10 protein-coding genes and 1 riboswitch are annotated in these 12,690 nt (G+C 72.3%); of the genes, 7 read left to right on the top strand and 3 right to left on the bottom strand.

What is annotated here, in order from left to right; genetic code table 11:
• The first annotated feature begins 53 nt into the window (after positions 1-53).
• Positions 54-163, top strand: a riboswitch (TPP riboswitch).
• The 4 genes from thiO (at position 163) to pknB (ending at position 4,591) form a co-directional block, all read left to right on the top strand.
• Entirely contained in the window at positions 163-1,347 is a 1,185-nt protein-coding gene (gene thiO / locus ACGFMP_RS08860; RefSeq protein WP_393671220.1) for a glycine oxidase ThiO, read from the top strand. Its footprint overlaps the riboswitch before it by 1 nt.
• Positions 1,344-1,550 (top strand): sulfur carrier protein ThiS, encoded by a 207-nt coding sequence (thiS, locus tag ACGFMP_RS08855; RefSeq protein ID WP_393671219.1) that lies wholly within the window; start codon positions 1,344-1,346, stop codon positions 1,548-1,550. Before thiO ends, thiS begins: the two co-directional genes overlap by 4 nt.
• A gap of 3 nt (positions 1,551-1,553) precedes the next feature.
• Positions 1,554-2,366 (top strand): thiazole synthase, encoded by an 813-nt coding sequence (locus ACGFMP_RS08850; RefSeq protein ID WP_393671218.1) that lies wholly within the window; start codon positions 1,554-1,556, stop codon positions 2,364-2,366.
• A gap of 212 nt (positions 2,367-2,578) precedes the next feature.
• Positions 2,579-4,591, top strand: coding sequence for a Stk1 family PASTA domain-containing Ser/Thr kinase (gene pknB / locus ACGFMP_RS08845; RefSeq protein ID WP_393671217.1), 2,013 nt, complete (start codon positions 2,579-2,581; stop codon positions 4,589-4,591).
• A gap of 58 nt (positions 4,592-4,649) precedes the next feature.
• On the opposite strand, the gene ACGFMP_RS08840 is transcribed toward pknB, so the two are convergent.
• Positions 4,650-5,264, bottom strand: a complete 615-nt coding sequence (locus ACGFMP_RS08840) for a sulfite oxidase-like oxidoreductase (protein ID WP_393671216.1) — start codon at positions 5,262-5,264, stop codon at positions 4,650-4,652.
• A gap of 134 nt (positions 5,265-5,398) precedes the next feature.
• Here ACGFMP_RS08840 and bfr point away from each other — a divergent pair, with 134 nt between their 5' ends.
• Positions 5,399-5,878, top strand: a complete 480-nt coding sequence (bfr, locus tag ACGFMP_RS08835; protein ID WP_393671215.1) for a bacterioferritin — start codon at positions 5,399-5,401, stop codon at positions 5,876-5,878.
• Positions 5,879-5,908: 30 nt separating this feature from the next.
• Here the strand turns inward: bfr and ACGFMP_RS08830 are convergent, their stop codons facing one another.
• Positions 5,909-6,184 carry a bacterioferritin-associated ferredoxin gene (locus ACGFMP_RS08830; protein WP_393671214.1) on the bottom strand — a complete coding sequence of 92 codons (276 nt, stop codon included), beginning with the start codon at positions 6,182-6,184 and terminating at the stop codon, positions 5,909-5,911.
• A 149-nt stretch (positions 6,185-6,333) separates the two neighbouring features.
• Positions 6,334-7,683, bottom strand: a complete 1,350-nt coding sequence (locus ACGFMP_RS08825; RefSeq protein WP_393671213.1) for a class II 3-deoxy-7-phosphoheptulonate synthase — start codon at positions 7,681-7,683, stop codon at positions 6,334-6,336.
• Positions 7,684-7,876: 193 nt separating this feature from the next.
• Here ACGFMP_RS08825 and ACGFMP_RS08820 point away from each other — a divergent pair, with 193 nt between their 5' ends.
• Together ACGFMP_RS08820 and ACGFMP_RS08815 are read left to right on the top strand one after the other, a co-directional pair.
• Entirely contained in the window at positions 7,877-10,552 is a 2,676-nt protein-coding gene (locus ACGFMP_RS08820; RefSeq protein WP_393671212.1) for an N-acetylmuramoyl-L-alanine amidase, read from the top strand.
• Positions 10,553-10,765: 213 nt separating this feature from the next.
• Positions 10,766-12,685, top strand: coding sequence for an anthranilate synthase family protein (locus tag ACGFMP_RS08815; RefSeq protein WP_393671211.1), 1,920 nt, complete (start codon positions 10,766-10,768; stop codon positions 12,683-12,685).
• Positions 12,686-12,690 lie beyond the last annotated feature (5 nt).

Genomic DNA, 12,690 nt, shown 5'->3' with positions numbered 1-12,690 from the left:
CCGGAGACGCGGGGGGTGGTGCGCCGCGGGCGGAGGGATAGGGTGAGCCGCGCAAGCGAACTCGCGGGAGCCCGGCGGACCGGGCTGAGAGGGCGGCTGACGGCCGCCGACCGTAGAACCTGATCCGGGTCATGCCGGCGAAGGGAGAGGAGCGGTAGTTCCATGCATACGGAAAAGCACGACGTGCTGGTCGTCGGCGGCGGGATCATCGGCCTGGTCACCGCGTGGCGGGCGGCGCAGCGCGGCCTGCGCACGGCGGTCGCCGACCCCGCGCCCGGTGGCGGGGCCGCCCACGTGGCGGCCGGGATGCTGGCCGCGGTCACCGAGCTGCAGTACGGCGAGCAGACCCTGCTCGACCTGAACCTCGCCTCCGCGGCCCGGTATCCGGACTTCGTCGCAGAACTGGCCGCGGCCACCGGTCTTGACACCGGTTACCGCCCGTGCGGCACCCTGGCCGTCGCGCTGGACGCGGACGACCGGGCGCAGTTGCGCGATCTGCACGCCTTCCAGACCTCGCTCGGCCTTGAGGCCCAGTGGCTGAGCGGGCGGGACTGCCGCCGGCTGGAACCGCTGCTCGCCCCCGGCGTCCGCGGCGGGCTGCGGGTCGACGGCGACCACCAGGTCGACCCGCGCCGGCTGGCCGCCGCGCTGCTGCGGGCGGCGGAGCTGGCCGGGGTGGTGTTCCTGCGGTCGGCGGCCGTCCGGGTGGAGTGCGCGGCCGACCGCGTCACCGGGGCGCTGCTGGCCGACGGCACGGCCGTCACCGCCGGCCGCACGGTGCTGGCGGCGGGCAGCGAGAGCGGCCGGATGGCGGGCATACCCGCGCAGGTGCTGCCGCCGGTGCGCCCGGTGAAGGGCCAGATCCTGCGGCTGCGGATCCCCCCGGCGCACGCGCCCTTCCTGTCCCGCACGGTGCGGGCGGTGGTACGCGGCAGCCATGTCTACCTGGTGCCGCGCGACAACGGCGAACTGGTACTCGGCGCGACCAGCGAGGAGTTCGGCTGGGACACCACGGTGACAGCCGGCGGGGTCTACGAACTGCTGCGGGACGCGCACGAGTTGGTGCCGGGCATCACCGAACTCCCGCTCACCGAGGCGCTGGCCGGCCTGCGCCCCGGCTCCCCCGACAACGCCCCGCTGCTCGGCTTGACCGCACTCGACGGCCTGCTGCTGGCCACGGGACACCACCGCAACGGGGTGCTGCTCACCCCGGTCACCGGGGACGTCATGGCCGAGGTGCTGACCTCGGACACCGGCGAACTCCCGCCCTACGCACACGCGTTCGGCGCCCAGCGGTTCGCGGCGGAGCGGCAGGAGCGGCAGGAGCGGCAGGAGCAGACCGTATGACGATCACCGTGCGCATCAACGGCGAGGCCCGCACCCTCGAAGGACCGATCGCCCTCGACTCCCTGGTGGCCACCATGACCTCCGCCCCCTCGGGCGTGGCGGCCGCGCTGAACGACACGGTCGTCCCCCGCACCCGGTGGTCCGCCACGCCCCTCGCCGACGGCGACCGGGTGGAAGTGCTCACCGCGGTCCAGGGGGGCTGAGCCATGACGGCGACCACCGGCGTCACGGCCGATCCGCTGCGGATCGCCGGCGAGGAGTTCTCCTCCCGGCTGATCATGGGGACCGGCGGCGCGCCGAGTCTCGACGTGCTCGACCGGGCGCTGGTCGCCTCGGGAACCGAGCTGACCACCGTCGCGATGCGGCGCCTCGACCCGGCGACGAAGGGCTCGGTGCTCTCGGTGCTGGCCCGGCACGGCATCCGGGTGCTGCCCAACACCGCGGGCTGCTTCACCGCGGGCGAGGCCGTGCTGACCGCGCGGCTGGCCAGGGAGGCACTGGGCACCGACTGGGTGAAGCTCGAAGTCATCGCGGACGAGCGGACGCTGCTGCCCGACCCGGTCGAACTCCTAGACGCAGCCGAGACGTTGGTCGACGACGGGTTCACCGTGCTGCCGTACACCAACGACGACCCGGTGCTGGCCCGCAAGTTGGAGGACGCCGGCTGCGCCGCGGTCATGCCGCTCGGCTCCCCCATCGGGTCCGGCCTCGGCATCCGCAACCCGCACAACTTCCAGCTGATCACCGAACGCGCGGCCGTCCCCGTCATCCTGGACGCGGGCGCGGGCACCGCATCCGATGTCGCCCTGGCCATGGAGTTGGGCTGCGCGGCGGTGATGCTCGCCTCCGCCGTGACCCGCGCCCAGCACCCGGTCCTGATGGCCGAGGCCATGCGCCACGCGGTCGTCGCGGGCCGTCTCGCCCGGCGCGCGGGCCGCATCCCCCGCCGCCACCACGCCCTCGCCTCCTCCCCCGTGACAGGCCTGGCGGACCTCGATCCGGAGAGACCCGCCTTCTGACGCCTGGCCGCCCCCTGCCGGGCGCAGGACGGGGTCCGGCCGGGGGGCAACGGTGGCGTGGCGCGGGGGTCGGGGGACGCGGCTCGGGGATACGTCCGTTTTCCCGACCGGCACCCGCGGTGTCACGGTTTGGTTCCGGAACACCACGGCACGGCCACAGTCCTGGCGCGTGGCACCGATGGTGTCGGTGTCGGATCGTAGAATCGGCCATCGTGGACACCACCGTGCATGATCCCCTGGTCGGGCAGACGCTCGACGGGCGTTACCGCGTCGAGGCGCGTATCGCCGTCGGCGGGATGGCCACGGTCTACCGGGCCGTGGACACCCGTCTGGACCGCGTGCTCGCGTTGAAGGTGATGCATCCGGGGCTGGCCGCGGACACCGGTTTCGTGGAGCGGTTCATCCGGGAGGCCAAGGCCGTCGCGCGGCTCTCGCACACCAACGTGGTCGGGGTCTTCGACCAGGGCACCGACGGGACCTACGTCTATCTGGCCATGGAGTACGTGGCCGGCTGCACGCTGCGCGACGTGATGCGCGAGCGGGGTGCCCTGCCGCCGCGGGCCGCGCTCGACATCCTGGAGCCGGTGCTCGCGGCGCTCGGGGCCGCCCACAGGGCCGGGCTCGTGCACCGGGACATGAAGCCGGAGAACGTGCTGATCGGGGACGACGGCCAGGTGAAGGTCGCCGACTTCGGCCTGGTCAGGACGGTGGACACGCAGACCAGCGCGTCGGGGGCGCTGCTGGGGACGGTGTCGTACCTGGCGCCCGAGCAGATCGGGCACGGCACCGTCGACCAGCGCACCGACGTGTACGCGTGCGGCATCGTGCTCTACGAGATGCTGACCGGCGCGAAGCCCTACACGGGTGACACGCCGATGCAGGTGATCGTGCAGCGGCTGAACGAGGACGTGCCGCCGCCATCCGCCGCCGTCGCGGGCCTCGCCCCGCAGCTGGACGCGCTGGTGGCGCGGACGACGTCGCGCGACCCGGCGGGCCGGCCCGCCGACGCGGTGGCGATGTCCGCCGAGGTGCGGGCGGTGCGCGCGGCGCTGAGCCCGCAGGAGCTGGACCACCGCCGGTACGAGGACGCCTACGGTGCGGCGTACGCGGGGGCATACGAGGACGCGGTGCCGGTCGCCCCTGCCGGTTCCGAGGAGCCGACCAGCGTCGTGGTCAGGCCGCCCGCCGCCGGCGGCGGCCCGGACCAGGACGTGCTGCACCGGACGACCCGGCTGCTGCTCCCGCCACCGGACGCACCGGACGCCCAGGAGGCGGCGGCGGGCCCTGCGGGCTTCGCCCTCCAGCCTCCGCCGCCGCCCGCGCCCCGCTCGCGGCCGCGGAACACCCGGGGGCGCAAGGGGCCGCTGGCCGTCCTGGCGGCGCTGCTGCTGATCCTCGGCGTCGGCGCGGGCGTCTGGTACTTCAGCGACGCGCGGTTCACCAGCGTGCCCGGTGTGCTGGCGCTGCCGCAGGCCGACGCACAGCACAAGCTGAGTTCGGCCGGCCTCGACACCCGCGTCCGGCAGGACTTCTCGCTGACCGTGCCGCGCGGCAGCGTGATCTCCTCGGATCCGGCCCCCGGCAAGCGGATCCGCAGCAACGGCACGGTGACGCTGACGGTGTCCAGGGGACCGCAGGTGATCCGGGTCCCCGACGTCGCGGGCCACACTCTGGCCGACGCCCGCCGGCAGCTCACCGCGGCGGGGCTGACCCCGGGGACGGTCGCGAAGTCGTTCGACGAGTCGGTCCCGCGGGGCCAGGTCATCGCGTCGGACCCGGCGGCCGGCACGGAGCGCGCCCCGGGCACCCCGGTGACCCTCACGGTCTCGCGCGGCTCGCCGGTGGACGTGCCCGACGTGATCGGCAAGTCGGTCACCGACGCGCAGCAGGAGCTCCGGGACGCGGGCTTCGAGGTCGTCCTGGCGCCGGACAAGGTCTTCTCCGACGACGCCGACAAGGACACCGTCGCCCTGGAGTCCCCCGACCGGGACAGCCAGGCCGCCGAGGGCGACACGGTGACGATCACCGTGTCCAAGGGCAAGCAGCTCTTCCCGGTGCCGGACGTCGAGGGCAAGTCGACGTCGGACGCCAAGCAGATCCTCCAGGACGCCGGCTTCGACGTCCGGGTGATCAACCTCTTCTTCGGCGACAGCGTCTTCAGCGAGTCCCCGGGCGGCGGCAGCCAGGCACCGAAGGGCGCCACGATCACCATCTGGGTGCGCTGAGCGGGGGCAGGCCGGCGGCCGGCCACCGCACCAGGGCGGTACCTCCGGGCGATGGACCCTAGATCTCGGGCCCGTCGCCCGGCTCCTCCTGGTAGGAGTAGCGCTGCTCGTTCCAGGGGTCGCCGAGGTTGTGGTAGCCGCGCTCCTCCCAGAAGCCGCGGCGGTCGGCCGTCATGTATTCGACGCCGCGGACCCACTTGGGGCCCTTCCAGGCGTAGAGCCTGGGGACCACCAGCCGTACCGGGAAGCCGTGTTCCGCGGTGAGGGGTTCGCCGCCCCGGTGGGTGGCGAACAGCGTCTGGTCGTCGAGGAAGTCCTCGATCCGCAGGTTGGAGCTGAATCCGTATTCCGCCCAGACCATCACGTGCGTGACGTCGTCGGCGGGCGGTGCGAGCTTCACGACCGTCGAGGTGGCGACGCCGCCCCATTCGATGCCGAGCATCGAGAATTTCGTGACGCAGTGGAAGTCGGCGACGACGGTGTCATAAGGCAGCGCGGAGAACTCCGCGTGATTCCAGCAGGTCTTGTCGCCGTCCGCGGTCGCGCCGAACACCCGGAACTCCCAGCGGTCGGGCTTGAAGCGCGGCACAGGACCGTAGTGGGTGACGGGCCAGCCCCGCTGGAGCCGCTGGCCCGGCGGCAGCTCCCCCTCGCGACGCTCGTACGGACCCATGTCTCCATGGTGACAGACGGGGCGAGGTGCTCCTGCCAGCGCTCACCCCACGTAAGGATCCGCTTACTGGATCGGATCACCGCACAATGCGAGGATGCGCGCACCACTCGTCGGAACGGAAGGACGGCGCTGTCATGCAGGGCGACCCCGAGGTCATCGAGTTCCTCAACGAACAGCTGACCGCTGAGCTGACCGCGATCAACCAGTACTTCCTGCACGCGAAGATGCAGGAGAACTTCGGCTGGGTGAAGCTCGCGAAGTACACCAGGTCGGAGTCGTTCGACGAGATGAAGCACGCGGAGATGCTGACCGACCGCATTCTCCTTCTCGAAGGCCTGCCGAACTACCAGCGGCTCTTCCACGTCAGGGTCGGGCAGACGGTCACGGAGATGTTCAAGGCGGACCGGCAGGTGGAGGTCGAGGCGATCGACCGGCTGCGCCGCGGTATCGAGGTCATGCACGCCAAGGGCGACTTCACCTCGAAGAACATCTTCGAATCGATCCTGGCGGACGAGGAGCACCACATCGACTATCTCGACACGCAGCTGGAGCTGATCGAGAAGCTGGGTGAGCCGCTGTACCTCGCCCAGCAGATCGAGCAGCCGGACAGCTGAGCCCGGCGTCGGCCGTTCCCGGCCGCCCGCTCAGGCCGCTCGGGTCCCTGGCGCCTCGGGGCGCGTCCCGGGCGGCTCGGTCCGCACGAGCACGGCCGGCGCGGGGGTGTCCTCGGCAGGCTCCAGCTTGCTGCGGGTGGCGCAGCCGGCGCCGCGGCCGAGCAGGCTCTGGATGCGTTTGACGCAGGACCCGCAGTCGGTGCCCGCCTTGCAGGCGGAGGCAATCTGCCGGGGGGTGCAGCGACCGTCGTCGGCGTGCTGCTTGACCTGCTGTTCGGTGATGCCGAAGCAGGAGCAGACGTACACGCGGTCACCGCCGATCCGGGGCCTGGGGAGCTGAGGTAACCCTTACCTTACCTGCCGGATCAACCGGATTGAAGCGACAAGAGGCGCGGATCGATGTGATCCGCGCCCCTTCCGTGGAACCCGTTCCCTCACCGCCCGCGCGGCCCGGGTCACTGCCCGCGGTACATCTCCGCGACCAGGAAGGCCAGGTCGAGCGACTGGCTGCGGTTGAGCCGCGGGTCGCACGCCGTCTCGTACCGCTGGTGCAGGTCGTCGACGAAGATCTCGTCGCCGCCGCCGACGCACTCGGTGACGTCGTCGCCGGTCAGCTCGACGTGGATGCCGCCGGGGTGGGTGCCCAGCGCGTGGTGGACCTCGAAGAAGCCCTTGACCTCGTCGAGCACGTCGTCGAAGCGCCTGGTCTTGTGGCCGGAGGCGGCCTCGAAGGTGTTGCCGTGCATCGGGTCGCTGATCCACGCGACCTGCGCGCCGGACGCGGAGACCTTCTCCACCAGCGTCGGCAGCTTGTCGCGGACCTTGTCCGCGCCCATCCGCACGATGAAGGTGAGCCGCCCCGGGTCGCGGTCCGGGTCGAGCCGGTCGATGTAGGTCAGCGCCTCTTCCGGTGTGGTGCCGGGCCCGAGCTTCACACCGATCGGGTTGCTGATCCTGGAGGCGAACTCGATGTGCGCCCCGTCCAGCTGCCGGGTGCGCTCGCCGATCCACACCATGTGGCCGGAGACGTCGTAGAGCTTGCCGGTGCGCGAGTCGGTGCGGGTCAGCGCCGTCTCGTAGTCCAGCAGCAGCGCCTCGTGGGAGGCGTAGAACTCGACGGTGCGGAATTCGGCCGGGTCGGTGCCGCAGGCCGCCATGAAGTTGAGCGCGTTGTCGATCTCGCGGGCCAGCGCCTCGTAGCGCTGCCCCGACGGGGAGGACTTCACGAAGTCCTGGTTCCAGGCGTGCACCTGCCGCAGGTCGGCGTAGCCGCCGGTGGTGAAGGCGCGGACCAGGTTCAGCGTGGACGCCGACGCGTGGTACATCCGCTTGAGCCGCTCGGGGTCCGGGGTGCGGGCCTCGGCGGTGAACTCGAAGCCGTTGACGGAGTCGCCGCGGTAGGTCGGCAGGGTGACGCCGTCGCGGGTCTCGGTCGGCTTGGACCGCGGCTTGCTGTACTGCCCGGCGATCCGCCCGACCTTGACCACCGGCACCGAGGCCGCATAGGTGAGGACCGCGCCCATCTGGAGCAGCGTCTTGAGCTTGTTGCGGATCTGGTCCGCGCCGACCGCGTCGAACGCCTCGGCGCAGTCACCGCCCTGGAGCAGGAACGCCTCGCCCCTGGCGACCGAGGCCAGCCGGCTGCGCAACTGGTCGCACTCGCCGGCGAACACCAGCGGCGGATACGAGGCGAGGTCCGCGATCACATCGCGCAGAGCCTCGGCGTCGGGCCACTCGGGCTGCTGCGCCGCGGGAAGAGCTTGCCAGGTGTTGCCCCCGGCGTGGATGTCTGCTTTCACGGTCACAGGCCCCACATTACGGGGTCGTGTCACCTGATTTTCGCCCCGCTCAGTGGATGAGACATGCCGTCCCGGGAGCGGTACATGAAACCGAACGCGCGGCTGATAGCGTCATCCCGCTTCAGAGCCGGTCGCCGCCCGGGCGCAGGCTCCCCGGGAGATCGCGCCCCAGGGCGCGCGGAAGGCCGAGGGCAGCAGCTTGACTCGCAGACATCGCAGACGGAAGTCCTGGATCGCCTACGGAGCGGGAGCCGCAGCGCTCGCCACCGTGGCCACCTACGGCACGATCGCGCTGGCGAGCCCGTCGTCGGGTGGTACGGACGCGAAGGCGGGCGCCCCGCAGACCGCGCTCCAGGCGGACTTCGCCGCCGCGGCCGAGGAGTTCGGGGTACCGCAGAGCGTGCTGATGGCGGTCTCGTACCGGCAGACCCTGTGGGAGTCCCACCAGGGCCGGCCGAGCACCACCGGCAACTACAACGTGATGGGCCTCACCCAGGTCACGGACGCCGACCTCGAACAGCCCACCGACGCCGAGCGGCTGGCGCACCTGAACCAGAGCGGCGACCCCGCGGTGGCCAAGCACTTCGACGCCCAGCGGGCGCTGAGCGCCGACCGGGCGAAGACGAAGGTCGACACCTCCGACCCGCGGCTGCACACCCTGGACGCGGCGGCGAAGCTGATCGGCGCCTCCACCTCCGAGGTGCGCAGCGACCCGCGGCAGAGCGTGCGGGCCGGTGCGGCGCTGCTTGCCAAGTACGAGAAGGCCGCGGTCGGCTCGCTGCCCGCGGACCCGGGCCGCTGGTGGGCCGGTGTCGCCCGCTACAGCCAGGCCCCGGACCGCGCGGGCGCGAAGCAGTTCGTGCAGCGGGTCTACGACACGGTGAAGACCGGTGCGAGCCGGCTCACCGCGGACGGCCAGGCGCTGACGCTCGACGCCGACCCGTCGGTGGCCCCGGTGGAGCCGACGAGGGTCCCGCTGGCCGCGTCCACGACCCCGGCCCCGGCGGTCACCAGCGCCGTCTCGGCGGATTGCCCCTCCGGGCTGAGCTGCAGCTTCGTGGCAGCCGCGTACAAGCAGAACAGCACCACGCCGGACGACTTCGGCAACTACAACGTGACCGACCGCCCCGGCAACGGGGAGGACGTGCGCTACATCGTCATCCACGACATGGAGGGCACCTACGACGGCAGCATCAAGGAGTTCCAGACCTCGACGGCGTACGCCAGCGCCCACTACCTGATCGCCGACGACGGCCGCGTCACCCAGATGGTGCAGCTCAAGGACGAGGCGTGGCACGCGGCGAACAAGACCGTGAACATGCACTCGGTCGGCGTGGAGCACGAGGGCTTCGCGATCAAGACCGGTGACTGGTACACCGAGCAGGAGTACGACTCCTCCGCCGTCCTGGTGAAATACCTGGCCCAGAAATTCGGCATCCCGCTGGACCGCGAGCACATCATCGGCCACGACGAGGTGCCCGGGCCGCTGGACGCCAACGTCAAGACGCAGCACTGGGACCCGGGGCCGTACTGGGACTGGAACCACTACATGTCGCTGCTCGGCGCCCCCGACGGCGCGGGCGGCGCGGGCGGCCCGTTGAAGACCGGCCAGCTGATCCGGGTGGTGCCGCCGTACACCACGGCGAACCAGCCGGCGCTGACCAACGGCGGCGCGGCGGTCCCCGCGCACCCGGCGAACTTCGTCTACCTGTACACCTCGCCGTCCACCGGTGCCTCGCTGCCCGTCGACCCGTACCTGGGCAGCGGCGTGAAGTGGAGCGAGGGGTCGAACTGGGCCGACAAGGTCCCGGCGGGCGGTGCCTACGTCGTCGCGGGAGTGCAGATCGACTGGACGGCGATCTGGTACCAGGGCCGCGCGCTGTGGTTCCACAACCCGGGCGGGCAGTACGCCTCGGTCGTCTCCCCGACCTCCGTGCTGACCCCGGCGTCCGGCAAGTCCACCATCCCGGTCTACGGCCGGGCCTACCCCGAGGACACCGCCTACGCGGGCACCGGCGTCCCCGTGCAGGACAGCAACTCCGCCTCGCTGACGAAGTACACCATCGCGGCGGGCCAGGCCTACGCGCAGGCGGGCCCGGAGAAGGCCGGCGACTACTGGTACGCGGGCACCTACGCGGGCACTGCGACCGGTGACCGCACCCTGGTCAAGGGCACGGCGCTCTTCTACCCGATCCGCTACAACCACCGGATCGCCTGGGTGCGGGCCAGTGACGTGCAGCAGATCACCAGCGGCGCGGCGGCGTCCACCACGGGCCGGCACAACCTGCTCGGCCGGGACGCCTCCGGCGTGCTGTGGCAGTACCAGGGCAGCGGCAGCGCCACAACGCCGCTCTTCTCCCGCTTCCGGGTCGGCGGCGGCTGGCAGGGCTACAACGTGCTGAGCGCGCTCGACACCATGAACGCGAACGGCACCGGCGACCTGGTGGCCCGCGACGCCACCGGGACGCTCTGGTACTACCGGGGCAGCGGCAAGCCCGCGACGCCGCTGCTGAACCGGGTGACGGTCGGCGGCGGCTGGAACACCTACGGCAAGCTCCTCGGCGCGGGCGACGTCACGGGAGACGGACGCCCCGACCTGATAGGCGAGGGCGGCACCGGCTACCTCTGGCTCTACAAGGGCACCGGCAGCGCGACCGCCCCCTTCTCCGGCAGGTCCCCGATAGGCGGGGGATGGAACATCTACAACGCGCTGACCGCCCCTGGCGACATCACCGGCGACGGCAAGGCCGACCTGGTGGCCCGCGACTCCGCCGGCAGCCTCTGGCTCTACAAGGGCACCGGCAGCCCCACCACCCCCTACGCGAGCAGGACGAAGATCGGCGGCGGGTGGCAGATCTACAACACGCTCACCTGACGGACGACGTCCCGGTGCGCTAAGGTCTGCGGCATGATCGCGCTGCAGAACCCGCTGACGCACCAGGACTGGTGGTGGACCGCTCATCCGGCGGCCCGCTGAATCGCGCGTATCAGCAGCACTTCGCGAAGGCCGCCCGCAGGGGCGGCCTTCGGCGTTTCCCGGACCGGTCGCCGCCCCTTCCTCCCCGCCGTCAAGGAAGGACCACCGACCGTGCCACAGAACCCGGCCGCCGTACGGCTCGTCACCCGACTGCTCACCCCAGGACACCCCCCCTTCGCCCTGCTGCACCGCAGGACGCCGGGGCGGCCGGAAGGGGTCGTGGAGGTGCTGGCGGGCCCCGTCGGCACCGTCTCCCGGCTCGCCGACATCCCGCTGCCCACGGGAGCCGCCGGCGGTGCCCGCACCGACGCCCTCGCCCTGATCCCCTTCCGGCAGATCCGCGAACGCGGCTTCGACGTCCGCGACGACGGCACCCCGCTGGTCGTGCTGCACCCCGAGGAGTCCGCCGAGGTCCCGCTGGCCGACCTGCTCGACGCTCTGCCCGACATCCCCGTCGAGGTGGCGGACGGCGCCTTCGACGTCGACGACGACGCCTACGCCGGCATCGTCGGCCGGGTCATCGAGGACGAGATCGGCCGCGGCGAGGGCGCCAACTTCGTGATCCGGCGCACCTTCCGCGGCAGCATCCCCGGCTACGGCCCCGCAGCCGCCCTCGCCCTCTTCGCCCGGCTGCTGCGCGGCGAACGCGGCGCCTACTGGACGTACGTCGTGCACACCCCCGAGCGAACCCTGGTCGGCGCCAGCCCCGAGGTGCACGTGCGGATGTCCGGCAACACCGTGGTGATGAACCCGATCAGCGGCACCTACCGCTACCCGCCGGAGGGCCCGAGCGCCGCCGGGCTGCTGGACTTCCTCGCCGACCCCAAGGAGGCCGAGGAGCTGACCATGGTGGTGGACGAGGAACTGAAGATGATGTGCACCGTCTGCGACCTGGGCGGGGTCGTGGTCGGCCCGCGGCTGAAGGAGATGGCGCACCTCGCGCACACCGAGTACGAGCTGCGCGGGCGCTCCACGCTCGACGTCCGCGAGGTGCTGCGCGAGACGATGTTCGCCGCGACCGTGACCGGCTCGCCGGTACAGAACGCCTGCCGGGTCATCGAGCGCCACGAGCCCGGCGGGCGCGGCTACTACGCCGGTGCGCTGGCCCTCATCGGCCGGGACGCGGGCGGCGCCCAGACGCTGGACTCCCCCATCCTGATCCGCACCGCCGACATCTCCCCGTCAGGTGAGCTGCGCGTCCCGGTCGGCGCGACGCTCGTACGGCACTCCCTGCCGCACGCCGAGGTCGCCGAGACCCACGCCAAGGCCGCGGGTGTGCTCACCGCGCTCGGGGTGCGCGAGGCTCCGGTCCGCGCCCCGGGCGCGCCCGGGCCCCGGCTGGCCGACGACATCCGGGTGCGGGCCGCGCTCGACGCGCGCAGGGCGCATCTGGCGCCGTTCTGGCTGCGGATGCAGGCCGAGCACCCGCTGCCGACCGCGCACGCCCTGATGGTCGACGGCGAGGACACCTTCACCGCGATGCTGGCCCACCTGCTGCGGTCCTCGGGCCACGCGGTGACCGTACGCCGCTACGACGACCCGCGGTTGCGGGCCGCGGCGCTGGGCCACCAGGGCCCGGTGGTGCTCGGCCCCGGCCCGGGCGACCCGGCCGACACCGCCGACCCCAAGATGCGCCTGCTGCGGCAGCTCGCCGCCGACCTGGTCCGTGACCACCCGCACGGCCTGCTCGGGGTGTGCCTCGGCCACGAGCTGCTGGCCGCGGAACTGGGCCTGGACCTGGTCCGCAAGGACGAGCCGTTCCAGGGCGCGCAGCGGACCGTCGACCTCTTCGGCCGCAAGGAGACCGTCGGCTTCTACAACTCCTTCACCGCGCGCTGCGACGACGCCGCCGCGGAGGAACTGGCGATGCACCGGGTCGAGCTGAGCCGCGACCCGGTCACCGGCGACATCCACGCGATGCGCGGCCCCGGCTTCGCGGGTGTCCAGTTCCACCCCGAGTCGGTGCTGACGCTGAACGGCTCGGAGATCGCCGCCGGCCTGCTCGCGGGGGTGCTGCTGCCCTCCGGCTGACCCCG

The organism is Streptomyces sp. NPDC049040, from assembly GCF_043197715.1.
In the GTDB taxonomy this organism is placed as follows: Bacteria; Actinomycetota; Actinomycetes; order Streptomycetales; family Streptomycetaceae; genus Actinacidiphila.
The sequence above is the reverse complement of the archived record's forward strand: the minus strand, read 5'-3'. Positions and strand labels throughout refer to the sequence as shown.